The organism is Pseudomonas sp. GW823-FHT02F05 (genome assembly GCF_058797315.1).
The window spans coordinates 12,064-30,713 of the sequence record NZ_JBXAJM010000015.1; the positions used below are offsets into that span (position 1 = coordinate 12,064).

Genomic DNA, 18,650 nt, shown 5'->3' on the forward strand with positions numbered 1-18,650 from the left:
CGTTCCCACGCGGAGCGTGGGGACGATCAATCAGACGGTGATGTTGTGCTTGGCCAGGAAGGCGACGAAGGCCTCTTCGTCCAGTACTTTCAGGCCCAGCTCATTGGCCTTGGCCAGTTTCGAGCCAGCGCCCGGTCCCGCCACCACACAGTGGGTTTTCGCCGAAACGGAACCGGCCACCTTGGCCCCCAGGCTTTCGAGCTTGTCCTTGGCCACATCGCGGCTCATCAGCTCCAGGGAGCCCGTGAGTACCCAGGTGTGCCCGGCTTCGGGCAAGCCTTCAACGACCTTTTTCTCGCTCTGCCAATGCATACCAAAGTCCTTGAGCTGCTGCTCGATGGCCAAGGCATGGCTGGCGTTGTCGGCATTATCGAAAAAGTCCCGCACAGCCTTGGCTTGCTTCTCGGGCAGCGCCTGGCGCATATCGAGCCAGTCAGCCTTGATTACGCCTTCCAGCGAACCGAACTTGTCCGCGAGTTTCTGCGCAGCACCTGGACCCACCGACGGCACGTGCAGCTTGTCGAGCAAACCGCCCAAGGTGGTGCTGGCGGCGAATTCAGCGCTGAGTTCGCCCTGCTCCTGCAATTGCAAACCGCATTCGTCCGGTGACAATAGCGCGCCAATCACCTGCTGGTTGTGCCCGTCTTCAAAGAAGCTATGGATCTCATGGGCCACTTCCAGACCTACATCCGGCAAGTACGTCAGCACCTCTGGCAACGCCTTTTGAACGCGCTCCAGGGACGCCAGCGAGCGCGCCAGGACCTTGGCCGTCTCCTCGCCCACATCGGGAATGCCCAAGGCGTAGATAAAGCGTGCCAGGGTCGGGGTCTTGCTGTTTTCGATGGCACTGATCAGCTTCTTGCTGGAGATATCGGCAAAGCCTTCCAGGTCGATGATCTGTTCATATTTGAGTTTGTAGAGATCGGCCGGCGAACCAATGAGCTGTTCATCCACCAGTTGCTCGATGGTCTTGTCGCCCAGGCCGTCGATGTCCATGGCCCGGCGCGAGACGAAATGAATGATTGCCTGCTTGAGTTGCGCACCGCAGGCCAGGCGCCCGACGCAACGGTACACCGCGCCTTCGCTGACGGTTTCCTTGCCCTTGCTACGCTTGACCAGTTGCGTGCGCTCCACATGGGAACCGCACACCGGGCAATTCTGCGGGATCTGCACGGCGCGGGCGTTTTCCGGGCGGCGCTCGGTGACCACCGAGACCACCTGCGGAATCACATCACCGGCGCGGCGGATGATCACGGTGTCGCCAATCATCAGCCCCAGGCGTGCCACTTCGTCCATGTTATGCAGGGTGGCATTGGACACGGTCACGCCGGCCACCTTGACCGGCTTGAGGCGCGCCACCGGCGTGACCGCACCGGTACGACCGACCTGGAACTCCACGTCGAGCAGCTCAGTGAGTTCTTCCATGGCCGGGAATTTGTGCGCGATCGCCCAGCGCGGCTCGCGGGCACGGAAGCCTAGTTCACGCTGGTAGGCAATGCTGTTGACCTTGAACACCACGCCGTCGATTTCATAGCCCAGCGCATTGCGGCGCTCGCCGATGTCGCGGTAGTAGTCCAGACATTCCTGGATACCCTTGGCCAGCTTCAATTCGTGGCTGATCGGCATACCCCACTTCTGCAACTGCTTGAGGTTGCCGATATGGGTGTCGCTGATATCCGCGGTCACCTGGCCGATGCCATAGCAGCAGAATTCCAGCGGGCGACTGGCGGTGATCTTCGAATCCAGTTGGCGCAGGCTGCCCGCCGCGGCGTTGCGCGGGTTGGCGAAGGTCTTGCCGCCCACTTCCAGTTGCGAGGCGTTCAACCGCTCGAAACCGGCCTTGGACATGAACACTTCACCGCGCACTTCCAGGGTGGCTGGCCAGCCCGTGCCGTGCAGTTTCAGGGGGATATTGCGCACGGTGCGCACATTGACGCTGATGTCCTCGCCGGTGGTGCCGTCGCCCCGGGTGGCACCGCGCACCAGCTCGCCATCCTGGTACAGCAGGCTGACCGCCAGGCCATCCAGCTTCGGCTCGCAGCTGTATTCCACCGCCGCGCCAGCGCCAAATAGATCGCCCACCGGCAGATCAAGGCCCTCGGTGACCCGGCGATCAAACTCCAGCATGGTGGTTTCATCGAAGGCGTTGCCCAGGCTGAGCATCGGGATCTCGTGCTTGACCTGGGTGAACGCCGACAATGCCGCACTGCCGACCCGCTGCGTCGGTGAGTCACGCGTCACCAGTTCCGGGTGCTCGGCCTCCAGGGCCTTGAGCTCGTGGAACAGGCGGTCGTATTCGGCGTCCGGAATGCTCGGCTCGTCGAGGACGTGGTAGCGATAGTTGTGCTGATCCAGCTCAGCGCGCAGTTCGAGGATGCGGGTTTGGGCGGCGGTCATGGGTGTTCTCTCATAAAGCAAAAGAGCAGCCGAAGCTGCTCAATATGTTAGTGCACGGATTCTACAGACAACGCTTAAGATCGATCCTCAGCGTTTCTGTGTCAGGGCGCGACGCTCGAACTCGACGATGCGCTGACGGTAGTGTTCGATGGTCTGGGCGGTGAGCACGCTGCGCTGGTCGTCCTTGAGCTCGCCGTTGAGCTCCTGGGACAGCTTGCGGGCAGCGGCCACCATCACGTCGAACGCTTGTTTGGGGTGACGCGGGCCTGGCAGGCCAAGGAAGAAACTCACCGCCGGGGTGCTGAACAGGTCGATATCGTCCAGATCGAACGTGCCCGGCTTGACCGCGTTGGCCATGGAGAACAGCACTTCGCCGTTACCGGCCATGCTTTCGTGACGATGGAAGATATCCATCTCGCCAAAACGCAGGCCGCTTTCGAGGATGTTCTGCAAGAGTGCCGGGCCTTTGAAACCGCCGGCGTCGCGGCAGATCACGCTGATGACCAGGACTTCTTCGGCAGCCGGCTGATCGTTGACCGATTGGCGCGCCGCACTCTTGGCGGACGTCTCGTCCGGGAAATCGTCATCGCGGCTGCTGAAGCTCGGGCCATCATCGACGTCGAGGTTCAGGTCGCCCTGGTGCGGCTCGGCAACCGCCGCGCTACCGCGCTTGCCACGCTTGGACGACGGCTCGCGGGCTTCACGCAGCGGGGCGCTCATCGACGGCAGGTCGTGCTCGTCCAGTTGCGGCTCTTTATGGGTATCCAGCACACGGGGCGGCCCCAGCAGCTCGGCGGCGCCGTCGTCATCAGGCAAGTTGGACAGGTTTCGGTCCAGCCGGAACTTGAGCTTGCCCTTGCCACCGCGCATGCGGCGCCAGCCATCAAAAAGAATACCGGCAATGACAATAATGCCGATGACGATCAGCCACTCGCGCAGACCGATTTCCATGTAATCCCGTGCCTCTAATAAAAAATGCTGAAAAATAAGGGGTTTAGCACCGTGCAAACCGCTTTAAAACGTGGCGCCAACTCTATGTTCTGACTGACGTTTTGCCCACGCACACGAAAAATTGACATTAAACTAGCACGACCAAAGATAACTTTACACCGTCTGTCAAAATGCCTTGAACAAATATGTCCATTTGCCACTTTCCCCAGGCCGGTAAATCGCCCTACAGCGTGCTGTAAATTCTCTCTCCCAGCGTGGCTCAGGATTCCACCATCGCCATCGCCTCTTCCACATCCACCGCTACCAATCGCGAACATCCCGGCTCATGCATCGTCACCCCCATCAACTGGTCGGCCATTTCCATGGCGATCTTGTTGTGGGTGATATAGATGAACTGCACGGTCTGGGACATCTCTTTGACCAACCGAGCGTAGCGTCCAACGTTAGCGTCATCCAGCGGCGCGTCAACTTCGTCGAGCATGCAGAACGGCGCCGGGTTCAACTTGAAGATGGCAAATACCAGGGCCAATGCGGTCAGGGCTTTTTCGCCGCCAGACAATAAATGGATGGTGCTGTTCTTCTTGCCCGGAGGCCGCGCCATGATCGTTACCCCTGTATCGAGTAGATCTTCGCCCGTCAGTTCCAAGTAGGCGCTGCCACCACCGAAAACTTTTGGGAATAACGCCTGTAAACCGCCATTAATCTGATCAAAGGTATCTTTGAAGCGGTTGCGGGTTTCCTTGTCGATCTTGCGGATCACGTTTTCCAGGGTGTCCAGGGCTTCAACCAGATCGGCGTCCTGGGCATCCAAATAACGTTTACGCTCGGACTGCTGCTGGTACTCATCGATAGCGGCGAGGTTGATCGCGCCCAGGCGTTGAATACGTGCGGCAATCCGTTCAAGTTCTTCTTCGGCGTCTTTCTCGTTGGCCTGGGCGGTCAGGGTGTTGAGCACGCCGTGCAGGTCATAGCCGTCTTCCAGCAATTGGTCTTGCAAGGTCTTGCGGCGCACGGTGAGGGCTTGCCATTCCATACGCTGTTGTTCGAGCTGGCCGCGGATCAACTGCGATTGCTGCTCGGCCATGGTGCGACGCTTTTCGGCGTCGCGCAGTTCACGGTCGGCGTCTTCCAGGGCGATCTGGGCGGTCTTGAGTTCGACATCGACGGTCATGCGCTTGTCGAGCAATTCCTCAAGCTTGAGGCGCAGCTCTTCCAGCGGCGCCTCGCCCTCCTCCAGGTTGAGGCTCAGTTGCTCGCGCTTTTCGGTCAGGCGTTCGGACTGCATCTCCAGGCGCTCAAGGGCCTGGCGCGTGGAATCATGCTGGGCGCGCAACGAGCCCAGGCGTACGGCCAACTGATGGGCGTGGTCCTTGTGCTGCCGGGCTTCCTGGCGCACGCGGTCAAGGCGCTCGCGCAGGCTGTCGCGCTGGGCCAGCAGCAACTCGCGCTGTTCGGTGTCCAGGGCCATGCTGTCGAGGGCCTCCTGCAAGTGCAGGCGCGCTTCACCGATCTGTTCATGTTCCAGGGCGCGCTGTTCGCCCATCTCGGCCACTTCTTCGTCAAGACGGGTGCGGCGCAGGGTCAATTGCTCGACCTTGGCCCTGCTCGCGGAAAGTTGGGCTTTCAACTCGCCTTGCTGGCGCGCTTCGTCCTGCAACAGCCGACGCAGGTGTTCGCGGCCGGTTTCCTGCTGGCGCTGGGTAGCGCGCAGGGTTTGCAGTTCGGTTTCCAGGCTTTCCAGTGTGGCTTCGCGTTCTTCACGCTCGGCGCTCAGGTTGACGATTTCCTGGCCACGGGCCAATACGCCACTTTCCGCCTCACTGGCGCGGCGCACGCGCAGGAAGTGGCGGCCGACCCAATAACCATCGCGGCTGATCAAGCTTTCGCCGGCCGCCAATTGGCCGCGTTGGGCCAAGGCTTGCTCAAGGGTCTCCACGGGCCTGACCTGGCCCAGCCATGGCGACAGATCCATCGCCGCCTCGACCTTGTCCAGCAAGCTGCCCGGCACCCGTGCACCCTCGGGCGCCGGGCTGAGCAGGCGCAAATCGCCCTGGGCAAACCCGACCAGGTCGAAACCCGCAAAATCATCCACCAGCACCGCTTGCAGATCGGCACCCAACACGGTTTCCACCGCCAGTTCCCAGCCGGCTTCGACTTTCAAGCCTTCAGCCAGGCGCTGGCGCTCGGCCAAATGCTGGTCGCGCAGCCATTCGGCGGTGCCGGTGCCTGGGTCGAGCGCGGCCTGCTGCAAGGCTTCCAACGAAGCCAACCGACCATTGAGCCGCTGCAAGTCGCCCTGGGCTTGCTGCTGCGCCTGGGTCGCGGTGTGCAATTGCTGGCGCAGTTGCTCCAGGCGCTCCACTTGCTGTTCTTCGCTGGCCTCCAGCTCTTCCAGGGTCATTTCGCTTTCGGCCAGCTGTTCGCTCAGCGCCATGATCGCCGCGTCTTCCGGATCGGCAGCGAGCAATACGCGCTCCTCCTGCAACCGACGCTGGCGCTCGGCCAGGCGTTCCATGCTGGTTTCCAACTGCTGGATGCGCGACTGCTGCACCTCGGCCTGGCGGCGTGGCTCGGCGGATCGCAGGTTGAAGGCGTCCCACTGTTCCTGCCAGCCGTGCATGGTGGCTTCGGATTCTTCCAGGGCGGCGGCGGCTTCTTCGGCGGCGGCGCTGGTGATTTCCTGCTCGGGGGTGAGCATGTCCAGCTCTTCGCCCAGGGTCAGCAGCAAGGTACGGTCATGGCCCAGGTGCGATTCGGTTTCCAGGCGCGCGCGTTCAGCTTCCTTCAAGTCATCCTGCAACTGGCGCAAACGCTGCTGGCCGTGCTGGATACTCTGCTCGACCCGGGCAATGTCACCGCCCACCGAATAGAAGCGGCCTTGCACCAGATTGAAGCGCTCGGACAACTCATGGTGGCCGTCACGCAAGCGCTCAATGCTGGCGTCGGCATTACGCTGCTCGGCCACCAGCGCTTCAAAACTGACTTCCTGGGTGCCAATAATCGCTTCGCGCTGGCCCACCTGGTCATTCAATGCTTGCCAGCGCAGGGCCGACAATTGCGCCTTGAGCTGGCGCTCTTCACCCTTGTATTCCTGATACTTCTCGGCGGCCTGGGCCTGGCGGTGCAGGCGTTCGAGCTGGCGCTCCAGCTCTTCGCGCAGGTCGGTCAGCCGGGCGAGGTTTTCGTGGGTGCGGCGGATACGGTTTTCAGTCTCGCGGCGGCGCTCCTTGTATTTGGAGATGCCAGCCGCTTCTTCGATAAAGTTGCGCAGGTCTTCGGGCTTGGCTTCGATCAGCTTGGAGATCATGCCCTGCTCGATGATCGAGTAGCTGCGCGGGCCCAGGCCAGTGCCAAGGAAGATATCGGTGATATCGCGACGGCGACACTTGGTGCCGTTGAGGAAGTAACTGTTCTGGCTGTCGCGGGTGACTTTACGACGGATGGAAATTTCCGCGTAGGCTGCGTATTCGCCGATCAGGGTGCCGTCGGAATTATCGAATACCAGTTCGATACTGGCCTGGCTCACCGGCTTGCGGCTGGTGGAGCCGTTGAAGATGACGTCGGTCATCGACTCGCCGCGCAGGTTTTTCGCCGAGCTCTCGCCCATCACCCAGCGCACGGCGTCGATGATGTTCGACTTGCCGCAGCCATTGGGCCCCACCACCGCCGCCATGTTGCTGGGGAAGTTGACGGTGGTCGGGTCGACAAAGGATTTGAACCCCGCCAACTTGATGCACTTGAGCCGCACGCTTAGGCGTCCGCCAAGGCTGCGATGACCAGCGAACTGCTGCGCTGGCAATAGGCTGTGAGCACCAGGCGAATCTGCACCAGGTCACGGGCCAGTACTGCGGCGAGCAATTGCTCGAACAGCGCCAGGAACTCGCTCATGGACGCCTTGCGCTGATCCAGCGCCAGGTAATAGGCGCGGTTCATCGCCGGTTGCAGGTTTTCGACGGTTTCCTGCAAATACGGGTTGTTGGCGAAGGGGTACGCAGCGCGCATCACATTGAAGCTTTCTTCGACGAAAGCGCGGATGTCCTCACGCTCCAGGCTCAATTGAAGGCGTTGCTGGATCTGCAGAAACGGCGCCATGTCGGCCTGGGTCTGCCAGCCTTCGGCAACCGCATTGCCGAGCAGGATGTACATCTCGCCCATCAACGTACACAGGCTCTGCACCTTGTGCGCGGTGAGTTCGGTGACGTGGGCGCCACGGCGCGGCAGGATCGCAATCAGATGGCGGCGCTCAAGGATCAGCAAAGCTTCGCGCACGGAACCACGGCTGACGTTGAGCGCCAGCGTGACTTTCTGTTCCTGGATTCGCTCCCCAGGCATGAGATCGCCGCGAATGATACGTTCGGCGAGGTGGTGAGCAATTTGCTCGGCGAGACTGTCCGGCGCCTTGAACGTCATGTTTTCCCTTCGAAATCTGCTATCGGTACAAGCGCGGCAGTGTAGCGCATTGGCCCGCTGATGGCGCTACGCCAACCTTGGCGAATTTGGCACGAAATAAGCAACGTTGAAAGCCTGTAAGCCGCCAAAAACGCCGGTTCCAGAAGACTGAACCATAATTGAAAGTGTTGTGATCGTATTTTCTTGACCCTTAGGTCAGAAAAACATTGACCGAAAAGTCAGACATGACTAGATTCGGCGCAAAGCGGTTAACAACAATAATGAGTCTGCGAGGCCTTCCGTGATCCAGTTTTTACTTAACCAGGAACTCCGTAGCGAGCACGCCCTGGACCCCAACCTGACCGTGCTCAACTATCTGCGCGAGCATGTGGGCAAATCCGGTACCAAGGAAGGCTGCGCCAGCGGCGACTGTGGCGCGTGCACCGTGGTGGTCGGCGAGTTGCGCACCGACGAGCAAGGCGTCGAGCAGATTCGTTATCGCAGCCTCAATTCCTGCCTGACGTTCGTGTCGTCACTGCACGGCAAACAACTGATCAGCGTCGAAGACCTCAAGCACCAGGGCCAACTGCACAGCGTGCAACAGGCCATGGTCGAGTGCCACGGTTCGCAGTGCGGCTTTTGTACCCCAGGTTTCGTGATGTCGCTGTTTGCCCTGCAAAAGAACAGCGATGCCCCCGACAGCCAGAAAGCCCATGAAGCCCTGGCCGGCAACCTGTGTCGTTGCACCGGTTATCGCCCGATCCTCGCCGCCGCCGAACAGGCCTGCTGCAACAAACCCCAGGATCAATTCGACAGCCGCCAGGCTGAAACCATCGCCCGCCTCAAAGCCATCGCGCCGACGCAAACCGGTGAACTCAACAGCGGTGACAAGCGCTGCCTGGTGCCACTGACCGTCGCCGACCTGGCCGACCTCTATGACGCCTACCCGCAAGCCCGCCTGCTGGCCGGCGGCACTGACCTGGCGCTGGAGGTCACCCAGTTCCACCGCACCCTGCCGGTGATGATCTACGTCGGCAACATTGAAGCCATGAAGCGCATCGAGCAGTTCGACGACCGCCTGGAAATCGGCGCGGCCACCGCCCTCTCCGACTGCTACGCCGCGCTGCACCACGAATACCCGGACTTCGGCGAACTGCTGCAGCGCTTCGCCTCCCTGCAAATCCGCAACCAGGGCACCCTGGGCGGCAATATTGGCAACGCTTCGCCCATTGGTGATTCGCCGCCGCTGCTGATTGCCCTGGGCGCCCAGATCGTGCTGTGCAAAGGCAACACCCGCCGCACCCTGGCGCTGGAAGACTACTTCATCGACTACCGCGTCACCGCGCGCCAGGACAGCGAGTTCATCGAGACCATCATCGTGCCCAAGGGCCACACGCTGTTCCGGGCCTACAAGGTGTCCAAGCGCCTGGACGACGATATTTCCGCGGTGTGCGCAGCGTTCAACCTGAACATCGACAACGGTGTGATCAGCGCGGCTCGCGTTGCCTTCGGAGGCATGGCCGCCACACCAAAACGCGCAAAAAATTGCGAGGCCGCGTTGGTGGGCGCCATCTGGAACTTGGCCACGGTCGAGAAAGCCTGCGCCGCACTGGCACAGGACTTCACCCCACTGTCGGACTTCCGCGCCAGCAAGGAATACCGCCTGCTCAGCGCGCAGAACCTGCTGCGCAAATACTTCATCGAACTGCAAACGCCGCACATCGAGACTCGGGTGACCGCTTATGTCTAACCATCACGCCGTGGTAAAAACCCAGGCCGAACTTGCCGCACTCTTTGCCCAGGACCTCACCACCGGGGTAGGTCGCAGCGTCAAGCATGACAGCGCCGCCAAGCATGTCAGCGGTGAAGCGCAGTACATCGACGACCGCCTGGAATTTCCCAACCAGTTGCACCTGTATGCGCGCATGTCCGACCGCGCCTATGCCCGGATCATCAGCATCGACACCGCGCCCTGCTACGCCTTCGACGGCGTACGCATTGCCATCACCCATGAAGACGTACCGGGACTGAAAGACATTGGCCCGTTGATGCCCGGCGACCCGCTGCTGGCCATCGACACCGTGCAGTTCGTGGGCCAGGTGGTACTGGCCGTGGCCGCCCGCGACCTGGAGACCGCCCGCAAGGCGGCGATGGCGGCGGTGATCGAATATGAAGACCTGGAACCGGTACTGGATGTGGTCGAGGCGTTTCGCAACAAGCACTTCGTGCTCGACAGCCACACCCACCAGCGCGGCGATTCGGCCACTGCGCTGGCAAGTGCCAAGCACCGTATCCAGGGCACCTTGCATATCGGTGGCCAGGAACACTTTTATCTCGAAACCCAGATCTCATCGGTGATGCCCACCGAAGACGGCGGCATGATCGTCTACTGTTCCACGCAAAACCCCACCGAAGTGCAGAAGCTGGTGGCCGAAGTGCTTGACGTGTCGATGAACAAGATTGTCGTGGACATGCGCCGCATGGGCGGCGGGTTCGGCGGCAAGGAAACCCAGGCCGCCAGCCCGGCATGCCTGTGCGCCGTGGTGGCGCGCCTCACTGGCCAGCCGACCAAGATGCGCCTGCCACGGGTCGAAGACATGCTGATGACCGGCAAGCGTCACCCCTTCTATATCGAATACGACGTGGGGTTTGACGACAACGGCCGACTGCACGGCATCAACCTGGAACTGGCGGGTAACTGCGGTTGTTCGCCGGACCTGTCCAACTCGATTGTCGACCGCGCCATGTTCCACGCCGACAACTCGTATTACCTGGGCGACGCCACGGTCAATGGCCATCGCTGCAAGACCAACACTGCCTCCAACACGGCCTATCGCGGCTTCGGCGGCCCCCAAGGCATGGTCGCCATCGAAGAGGTAATGGACGCCATCGCGCGCCATCTGGGCCAAGACCCGCTGGCGGTGCGCAAGGCCAACTACTACGGCAAGACCGAGCGCAACGTCACCCACTACTACCAGACCGTCGAGCACAACATGCTCGAAGAAATGACCGCCGAACTGGAAGCCAGCAGCCAATATGCCGAGCGCCGCGAAGCAATCCGCCTGTACAACGCCCACAGCCCGATCCTAAAAAAAGGCCTGGCGCTGACCCCGGTGAAATTCGGTATTTCGTTCACCGCCAGCTTCCTCAACCAGGCCGGCGCGCTGATCCATATCTACACCGATGGCAGCATCCACCTGAACCACGGCGGCACCGAGATGGGCCAGGGCTTGAATACCAAGGTCGCGCAAGTCGTGGCCGAGGTATTCCAGGTCGAAATCGACCGCGTCCAGATCACCGCCACCAACACCGACAAGGTACCCAACACCTCGCCCACCGCTGCCTCCAGCGGCGCCGACCTGAACGGCAAGGCCGCGCAGAATGCGGCCGAAACCATCAAGCAGCGCCTGGTGGAGTTTGCGGCGCGCAAGTACGACGTAAGCGAGGCGGACGTGGAGTTTCGCAACGGCCATGTGCGCGTGCGCGAGCAGATCCTGAGCTTCGAGGCGTTGATCCAGCAGGCGTATTTCGCCCAGGTATCGCTCTCCAGCACAGGTTTCTACAAAACCCCGAAAATTTTCTACGACCGCAGCCAGTCACGCGGGAGACCGTTCTACTACTACGCCTTCGGGGCGGCTTGCTGCGAAGTGATCGTCGACACTCTGACCGGTGAATACAAGATGCTACGCACCGACATCCTGCATGACGTCGGCGCTTCGCTGAACCCGGCCATCGACATCGGCCAGGTGGAAGGCGGCTTCATCCAGGGCATGGGCTGGCTGACCATGGAAGAGCTGGTGTGGAACAACAAGGGCAAGCTGATGACCAACGGCCCGGCCAGCTACAAGATCCCGGCCGTGGCCGACATGCCGCTGGACCTGCGGGTGAAGCTGGTAGAGAACCGCAAGAACCCGGAGGACACGGTGTTCCATTCCAAGGCCGTGGGCGAGCCGCCGTTCATGCTCGGGATTGCTTCGTGGTGTGCGATCAAGGATGCGGTAGCGAGCTTGGCTGACTATCGCCAGCAGCCCAGGATCGATGCGCCGGCCACGCCCGAGCGGGTGTTGTGGGGGTGTGAACAGATGCGGCAGTTGCGGGCGCTAAAGGCTGTTGATCGTTCCCACGCTCCGCGTGGGAATGCCGCCCTGGACGCTGTGCGTCCGCTCTAGTGACGCTGAGCGTCACGGTATGCATTCCCACGCGGAGCGTGGGAACGATCTGACTGGAGGTAGACATGGACAACTGGATCAGCGCCCTCGCCACCCTGCAAAACCAGGGCGAACCCTGCGTGCTCGTCACCATCATCGAAGAACTCGGCTCAACCCCGCGCAACGCCGGTTCCAAGATGGTCATCAGCGCCGCGCACACCTTCGACACCATCGGCGGCGGGCACCTGGAATACAAGGCGATGCAGATCGCCCGGGACATGCTGGTGCGCGGCCAGCAGAACACCCATCTGGAGCGCTTCAGCCTCGGCGCCAGCCTGGGCCAGTGCTGCGGCGGCGTGACCGTGCTGCTGTTCGAACCCATGGGCCAGGCGCAAGCGCACATCGCCGTGTTTGGCGCCGGCCACGTCGGCCGTGCGTTGGTACCATTGCTGGCGAGTCTGCCCTGCCGGGTGCGCTGGATCGATTCCCGCGAGCAGGAATTCCCGCAGCACATCCCCGAAGGCGTGCGTAAAATTGTCAGCGAAGAGCCGGTCGACGAAATTGCCGACCTGCCTGCAGGCAGCTACTGCATCGTCATGACCCACAACCACGCGCTGGACCTGGAACTGACCGCCGCCCTGCTCAAGCGCAACGACTTCGCCTACTTCGGCCTGATCGGCTCGAAAACCAAGCGGGTCAAATTCGAACACCGCCTGCGTGATCGCGGCTTTGACGCCGCGCAGTTGCAACGCATGCGTTGCCCCATGGGCCTCCCCGAGGTCAAGGGCAAGCTTCCGGTGGAGATCGCCATCTCCATCGCCGGTGAAATCATCGCCACCTATAACGCCAATTTCGGCCAGCATCTTGCCGGCGCCGAACCTATTGCCAAACTGCTGCCGGCTTCGCGCCGCAGCCACGCTATCTGAATTGAGACGATCATGCCTTTGACTCGCAAAGCCTACCGTGCCGCCATCCTGCACAGCATCGCCGACCCTGCCATCGTGGGGATCGAAGCCTCTTATGAATATTTCGAGGACGGCCTGCTGGTGATCGACAACGGCCAGATCAGTGCCCTCGGGCACGCCAGCGACCTGCTGCCGAGCCTGCCCGCCGATATCGACATCACCCATTACCAGGACGCGCTGATCACCCCTGGCTTGATCGACACCCATATCCACCTGCCGCAGACCGGTATGGTCGGCGCCTATGGCGAGCAGTTGCTGGACTGGCTCAACACCTACACCTTCCCCTGTGAAAGCCAGTTTGCCGACAAGGCTCACGCCGAAGAAGTCGCCGATATCTTCATCAAGGAACTGCTGCGCAACGGCACCACCACAGCGCTGGTGTTCGGCAGCGTGCACCCGCAATCGGTGAATGCATTCTTTGAAGCGGCCGAGAAACTCGACCTGCGCATGATCGCCGGCAAGGTGATGATGGACCGCAACGCGCCGGACTACCTCACCGACACCGCCGAATCCGGCTACCAGGAAAGCAAGGCGCTGATCGAACGCTGGCACGGCAAGGGGCGCCTGCATTACGCGGTGACGCCACGCTTCGCCCCTACGAGCACGCCGGAGCAACTGACGCTGGCCGGTCAGTTGCTGGGCGAATACCCAGACCTGTATATGCAGACCCACATCAGCGAGAACAAGCAGGAAATCGAGTGGGTCAATGAGCTGTTCCCGGAGCGCAACGGCTACCTGGATGTCTACGACCATTACAAGCTGCTCGGCGAGCGCTCAGTGTTTGCCCACGGCGTACACCTGTGCGACGACGAATGCGCACGGCTGGCAGAGACCGGTTCGGCGGTGGCGTTCTGCCCGACTTCGAACTTCTTCCTCGGTAGCGGGTTGTTCAACCTGCCGATGGCCGAGAAACACAACTTGAACGTGGGCCTGGGCACCGACGTGGGTGGCGGCACCAGCTTCTCGCTGCTGCAAACCCTCAACGAAGCGTACAAGGTCATGCAGCTGCAAGGTGCGCGCTTGAGCCCGTTCAAGTCGCTGTACCTGGCAACCCTGGGCGGCGCTCGAGCGCTGCGCCTGGAAGACAAGATCGGCACGTTGCAGCCGGGTACCGATGCAGACTTCCTGGTATTGGATTACAACGCCACGCCGCTGCTGAGCTATCGCCTGAAACAGGCCAATAACATTGCCGAGACGTTGTTTGTGCTGATGACGTTGGGGGATGACCGGACGGTGTTGCAAACCTATGCAGCCGGGCAACTGGTGCACCAGCGCTGATTCAAGCTACATACAACCAATGTGGGAGCTGGCTTGTGTGGGAGCTGGCTTGCCTGCGATAGCATCACCGCGGTGTAACTGATACACCGCGGCGCCTGCATCGCGGGCAAGCCCGGCTCCCACACAAGCTCGCTCCCACATTTGATTGGGTTTACAACTTTACAGACGAGCGCCCAGGTTTTTTAGTCTGTAAAAGATGCGAAAACACCGCATGCAAATCATCCGACGCACTCTCTTCATCGAGGTTGAGCTTGCTGTCGATGTGATCCATGTGATGCATCATCAAGTTCACCGCCAACGTCGCATCCCGGGCTTCGATCGCGTCGATCAACTGGGTGTGCTCATCGTAGGAACAGTGCGAGCGGTTGCCGCTTTCGTACTGGGCGATGATCAATGACGTCTGGGACACCAGGCTGCGCTGGAAGCTGATCAGCGGCGCGTTCTTCGCGGCTTCGGCCAGCTTCAAATGGAATTCGCCAGAGAGACGGATACCGGCGCCGCGATCACCGCGCGAGAAGCTGTCGCGCTCGTCGTTGACCATCTGGCGCAACTCGGCCAACTGCTCGGCCGTGGCGTGCTGCACCGCCAACTCCGTGATCGCCCGCTCCACCAGGCGCCGGGCCATGAACACCTGGCGTGCTTCTTCAACGCTTGGGCTGGCAACCACCGCACCGCGATTGGGCCGCAGCAGTACCACGCTTTCATGGGCCAGGCGCGACAGCGCGCGGCGAATGATGGTGCGGCTCACGCCGAAGATCTCGCCCAGTGCCTCTTCACTCAATTTGGTTCCGGGCGCCAGGCGTTGTTCAAGGATCGCCTCGAAGATATGCGCATAGACGATATCGTCCTGGGTTCCGCTGCGACCGGCCTTGCCGGCTCGCGGTTGTTTCTTGAGAGGTTGCAACTGTTCGTTCATGGGCACTCGGGTTTGAGAACGGCGAATTAACGGTAATACGGCAACAGCGTGTCGCTGGCAAGTATCACCTAAAAACAGCGCACATTGTACACAACCCACTGCGCCAACACACTGTACGGCTGTTTGCGGGCTCGGCTGTATTGCAATGACTCGTTACGTTTGAGTTTAGGCTTGAATCAGAGCCGCCAGCGGCAAATTCCCGGCAATAAGGAACACCTCTCCATGACCGACGCCACCCAAGCGCCCTTGCGCCCGCTGGCCGACACTTCTGCGTCGGCCGTCGTCGCCGGCTTTATCGCCATGATGACCGGCTACACCAGCTCCCTGGTGCTGATGTTCCAGGCCGGCCAGGCCGCCGGCTTGACCACGGCGCAGATTTCTTCGTGGATCTGGGCGATTTCCATCGGCATGGCGGTGTGCAGCATCGGCCTGTCCCTGCGCTATCGCACACCGATCACCATCGCCTGGTCCACCCCTGGCGCGGCGCTGCTGATCACCAGCCTGGGCGGCGTGAGCTATGGCGAGGCCATCGGTGCCTACATCACCTGCGCGGTACTGGTGACGCTCTGCGGGTTGACCGGCAGCTTTGAGAAACTGGTCAAGCGGATTCCGGCGTCACTGGCGGCGGCGTTGCTGGCGGGGATCCTGTTCAAGATCGGCAGCGAGATTTTCGTCGCCGCCCAGCATCGTACCGGGCTGGTGCTGGGGATGTTCTTCACCTACCTGATCATCAAGCGCCTGTCGCCGCGTTATGCCGTGCTGGCCGCCTTGCTCATCGGTACCGCCTTGTCAGGGCTGATGGGGCTGCTGGATTTCAGCGGTTTTCATCTGGAGGTGGCGACGCCTGTTTGGACGACGCCGCACTTCTCGCTGGCGGCGACCATCAGCATCGGCATTCCGCTGTTCGTGGTGGCCATGACCTCGCAGAACATGCCCGGCGTAGCCGTGCTGCGAGCCGACGGCTACACCGTGCCGGCGTCGCCGTTGATCACTACCACTGGCCTGGCGTCATTGGTGCTGGCACCGTTCGGCTCCCACGGCATCAACCTGGCGGCGATCAGCGCCGCGATCTGCACCGGGCCGCACGCCCATGAAGACCGCAACAAGCGCTACACCGCTGCGGTGTGGTGTGGGGTGTTCTATGGGATTGCCGGGGTATTCGGCGCCACGCTGGCAGCATTGTTCGCAGCCCTGCCCAAGGAACTGGTGCTGTCGATTGCGGCGTTGGCGTTGTTTGGCTCGATCATCAATGGCTTGAGCATCGCCATGAATGAGCCGAAGGAACGGGAAGCGGCGCTGATTACCTTTATGGTCACGGCGTCAGGCTTGACGTTGTTTTCCATCGGGTCGGCGTTCTGGGGGATTGTGGCGGGGGTGTTGACGCTGCTGATTCTGAATTGGCGCAAGGCATAAAAAAACGGCGACCCTCAGGTCGCCGTTTTTTTCAGTATCACTTAGCCGCGTTGATCGGCTTTTCCGGATACCACACGTCCAGCAACGGGCTGACTTCAGCCTTGGTCAGCTCGGAACGGGTTTTCAGCCAGGCTTCGACCGCAGCACGCTGCTCTTCGGAGACCGAGCCACGCTTTTGCAGGCAAACCAGACCGTAGTCATCGCCGCCGACATAGCCCAGGCCATTGGCTTCCATGGCTTCTTTGATGAATGCTTCGAGGAAAGCGTCGATAGCTTCTTCACTCAGGCCTTCGTTGAAGTCCAGGTTCAGTTCGAAACCCAGCTCTTGAAATTCATCAACGCACAGTTTTTTGCGCAGACGCTGGGAACGGTTAGTCGCCATTGGAACAGTCCTCATAAGTATTAACGGGCGGCACTTTAGCAGTTTAAGGCGGCAATTGCCCGACTCTCTGGGACCGACGGGCAAATGCGCGCAAAAAAACCGCAATTAGCGGCTATCGTTCAGCTACAAGCAGCGCCAGCTTGGGGCATAATGCCGACACTTTCGTGACCAATGAGGGATTTTCTTCCGTACCCCTCGCCTTTTTCACCCTCCTCAGCAGTAGGGTTTTATTTCTTATGATCAAATCTTTGCGTTCAGTGTTACTTGCCAGTGTTGTCTTGCCCCTGGCCTTTTCCGTTTCCGCTGCTCCCGTCAATAACACCCTGCCACCCAGCGTTGCGCAGGCCTTGCAGAAAGCCAAGCTGCAAAATACCGCGCTGTCCCTGGTGATGCTGCCCCTGAACGGCCCTGGTACCCCTACGGTTTTCAACGCCGACGTCTCGGTAAACCCGGCTTCCACCATGAAGCTGGTCACCACTTATGCGGCCCTGGAAATGCTCGGCCCCAACCATCAGTGGAAGACCGAGTTCTACACCGATGGCACCCTCAGCGGCGGCGTATTGCGTGGCAACCTGTACCTCAAGGGCGGCGGCGATCCCAAGCTGAACATGGAAAAGCTCTGGCTGCTGATGCGCGACCTGCGCGCCAATGGCGTGCAGCAAGTCACCGGCGACCTGGTCCTGGACCGTAACTTCTTCAACCAGCCGCAATTACCCGAGTTCAACGACGACGGCAACGATGAGAACAAGCCGTTTCTGGTCAAGCCCGACGCCTTGCTGGTCAACCTAAAGGCCCTGCGCTTCGTGACCCGCAATGATTCGGGGCGGGTGATCGTATCGGTCGAGCCGCCGATTGCCAGCATTCGCATCGACAACCAGGTGAAAGTCACCAACGCCAAGCAGTGCACCGGTGACGTGCGCTACAGCCCGGTGACCGCCGCCGACGGCAGCGTGACCGTGACCGTCAGCGGCCAACTGGGTGATGGCTGCAGCTCGCAGACTTACCTGTCGCTGCTCGACCACGCCACCTACACCGCAGGCGCCGTGCGGGCGATCTGGAAAGAGTTGGGCGGTACCATCCAGGGCCGTGATATCCAGGCACCGGTGCCCAAGGATGCCAAGGTGCTGGCGCGCGCCTTCTCGCCGGACCTGGCGGAGATCATCCGTGACATCAACAAATACAGTAACAACACCATGGCCCAGCAGTTGTTCCTGAGCCTGGGTGCACAGTTTCGCAACGATGCCGATGGCGACGATGCCAAGGCCGCGCAACGCGTCGTGCGCCAGTGGCTGGCCAAGAAAGGCATCACCGCGCCGCACCTGGTGATGGAAAACGGCTCCGGCCTGTCCCGCGCCGAACGGGTCAGCGCCCGGGAGATGGCGGCCATGCTGCAAGCGGCGTGGAAAAGCCCTTATGCAGCAGAGTACATCAGCTCGATGCCGATCGCCGGCACCGACGGCACCATGCGTAAACGCCTGAAAACCACCGCCTTGCGCGGCGAAGCCCACGTAAAGACCGGCACCTTGAACACCGTACGCGCCATTGCCGGTTACAGCCGCGACAACAATGGCAATACCTGGGCGGTGGTGGCGATTCTCAACGACTCCAAGCCTTGGGGAGCCTCGTCGGTGTTGGATCAGGTGCTGCTAGACCTGTATCGCCAGCCGAAGGCCGTTGCGGCCGCGCCGGTTCTCTAAGCACCCCATTACCCTGTCTGATCGTTCCCACGCTCTGCGTGGGAATGCTGTTTTGGACGCTCTGCGTCCGCGCTCAAGGCGTGACGCGGAGCGTCTTAGGATGCATTCCCACGC

12 protein-coding genes are annotated in these 18,650 nt (G+C 61.1%); 6 read left to right on the forward strand and 6 right to left on the reverse strand.

The features are described 5' to 3' along the window. Positions 1-30: 30 nt before the first annotated feature. The 4 genes from ligA to AC1RAC_RS18310 form a co-directional block, all read right to left on the reverse strand. Positions 31-2,397 carry an NAD-dependent DNA ligase LigA gene (ligA, locus tag AC1RAC_RS18295; RefSeq protein WP_034128382.1) on the reverse strand — a complete coding sequence of 789 codons (2,367 nt, stop codon included), beginning with the start codon at positions 2,395-2,397 and terminating at the stop codon, positions 31-33. An 87-nt stretch (positions 2,398-2,484) separates the two neighbouring features. Then, on the reverse strand, positions 2,485-3,348 hold the full coding sequence (zipA, locus tag AC1RAC_RS18300) for a cell division protein ZipA (RefSeq protein WP_054898611.1): 864 nt from the start codon (positions 3,346-3,348) through the stop codon (positions 2,485-2,487). Positions 3,349-3,607: 259 nt separating this feature from the next. Then, positions 3,608-7,096 carry a chromosome segregation protein SMC gene (gene smc / locus AC1RAC_RS18305; protein ID WP_054921729.1) on the reverse strand — a complete coding sequence of 1,163 codons (3,489 nt, stop codon included), beginning with the start codon at positions 7,094-7,096 and terminating at the stop codon, positions 3,608-3,610. 2 nt (positions 7,097-7,098) lie between these two features. Continuing rightward, entirely contained in the window at positions 7,099-7,758 is a 660-nt protein-coding gene (locus AC1RAC_RS18310) for a GntR family transcriptional regulator (RefSeq protein WP_034128379.1), read from the reverse strand. Between the two features lie 280 nt (positions 7,759-8,038). Between AC1RAC_RS18310 and xdhA the strand changes: the two genes are divergently transcribed. The 4 genes from xdhA (at position 8,039) to guaD (ending at position 14,128) form a co-directional block, all read left to right on the forward strand. Continuing rightward, positions 8,039-9,487 carry a xanthine dehydrogenase small subunit gene (xdhA, locus tag AC1RAC_RS18315; RefSeq protein WP_057976245.1) on the forward strand — a complete coding sequence of 483 codons (1,449 nt, stop codon included), beginning with the start codon at positions 8,039-8,041 and terminating at the stop codon, positions 9,485-9,487. Continuing rightward, complete coding sequence (gene xdhB, locus AC1RAC_RS18320) at positions 9,480-11,906, forward strand: xanthine dehydrogenase molybdopterin binding subunit (protein ID WP_492616873.1); 2,427 nt, start codon at positions 9,480-9,482, stop codon at positions 11,904-11,906. Before xdhA ends, xdhB begins: the two co-directional genes overlap by 8 nt. A 65-nt stretch (positions 11,907-11,971) precedes the next feature. After that, positions 11,972-12,811: a xanthine dehydrogenase accessory protein XdhC gene (gene xdhC / locus AC1RAC_RS18325; protein ID WP_034128376.1), complete on the forward strand. Its 840-nt coding sequence runs from the start codon at positions 11,972-11,974 to the stop codon at positions 12,809-12,811. Between the two features lie 12 nt (positions 12,812-12,823). Further along, on the forward strand, positions 12,824-14,128 hold the full coding sequence (gene guaD, locus AC1RAC_RS18330; RefSeq protein WP_034128375.1) for a guanine deaminase: 1,305 nt from the start codon (positions 12,824-12,826) through the stop codon (positions 14,126-14,128). A gap of 151 nt (positions 14,129-14,279) precedes the next feature. Here guaD and AC1RAC_RS18335 read toward each other — a convergent pair whose 3' ends face one another. Continuing rightward, positions 14,280-15,044, reverse strand: a complete 765-nt coding sequence (locus AC1RAC_RS18335; protein ID WP_014719469.1) for a GntR family transcriptional regulator — start codon at positions 15,042-15,044, stop codon at positions 14,280-14,282. A gap of 222 nt (positions 15,045-15,266) precedes the next feature. Between AC1RAC_RS18335 and AC1RAC_RS18340 the strand changes: the two genes are divergently transcribed. Then, positions 15,267-16,457, forward strand: coding sequence for a benzoate/H(+) symporter BenE family transporter (locus AC1RAC_RS18340; RefSeq protein ID WP_019820510.1), 1,191 nt, complete (start codon positions 15,267-15,269; stop codon positions 16,455-16,457). 37 nt (positions 16,458-16,494) lie between these two features. On the opposite strand, the gene AC1RAC_RS18345 is transcribed toward AC1RAC_RS18340, so the two are convergent. Continuing rightward, on the reverse strand, positions 16,495-16,839 hold the full coding sequence (locus tag AC1RAC_RS18345; RefSeq protein WP_003193255.1) for a YggL family protein: 345 nt from the start codon (positions 16,837-16,839) through the stop codon (positions 16,495-16,497). A gap of 236 nt (positions 16,840-17,075) precedes the next feature. On the opposite strand from AC1RAC_RS18345, the gene dacB reads away from it, so the two are divergent. Continuing rightward, positions 17,076-18,536 (forward strand): D-alanyl-D-alanine carboxypeptidase/D-alanyl-D-alanine endopeptidase, encoded by a 1,461-nt coding sequence (gene dacB / locus AC1RAC_RS18350; RefSeq protein WP_034128373.1) that lies wholly within the window; start codon positions 17,076-17,078, stop codon positions 18,534-18,536. Positions 18,537-18,650 lie beyond the last annotated feature (114 nt).

Excerpts from the sequence above, each read along its gene's own strand:
- ligA (WP_034128382.1), bottom strand. The coding sequence starts at position 2,397 with ATGACCGCCGCCCAAACCCGCATCCTCGAACTGCGCGCTGAGCTGGAT.
- zipA (WP_054898611.1), bottom strand. The coding sequence starts at position 3,348 with ATGGAAATCGGTCTGCGCGAGTGGCTGATCGTCATCGGCATTATTGTC.
- AC1RAC_RS18310 (WP_034128379.1), bottom strand. The coding sequence starts at position 7,758 with ATGACGTTCAAGGCGCCGGACAGTCTCGCCGAGCAAATTGCTCACCAC.
- xdhB (WP_492616873.1), top strand. The coding sequence starts at position 9,480 with ATGTCTAACCATCACGCCGTGGTAAAAACCCAGGCCGAACTTGCCGCA.
- xdhC (WP_034128376.1), top strand. The coding sequence starts at position 11,972 with ATGGACAACTGGATCAGCGCCCTCGCCACCCTGCAAAACCAGGGCGAA.
- guaD (WP_034128375.1), top strand. The coding sequence starts at position 12,824 with ATGCCTTTGACTCGCAAAGCCTACCGTGCCGCCATCCTGCACAGCATC.
- AC1RAC_RS18335 (WP_014719469.1), bottom strand. The coding sequence starts at position 15,044 with ATGAACGAACAGTTGCAACCTCTCAAGAAACAACCGCGAGCCGGCAAG.
- AC1RAC_RS18340 (WP_019820510.1), top strand. The coding sequence starts at position 15,267 with ATGACCGACGCCACCCAAGCGCCCTTGCGCCCGCTGGCCGACACTTCT.
- AC1RAC_RS18345 (WP_003193255.1), bottom strand. The coding sequence starts at position 16,839 with ATGGCGACTAACCGTTCCCAGCGTCTGCGCAAAAAACTGTGCGTTGAT.
- dacB (WP_034128373.1), top strand. The coding sequence starts at position 17,076 with ATGATCAAATCTTTGCGTTCAGTGTTACTTGCCAGTGTTGTCTTGCCC.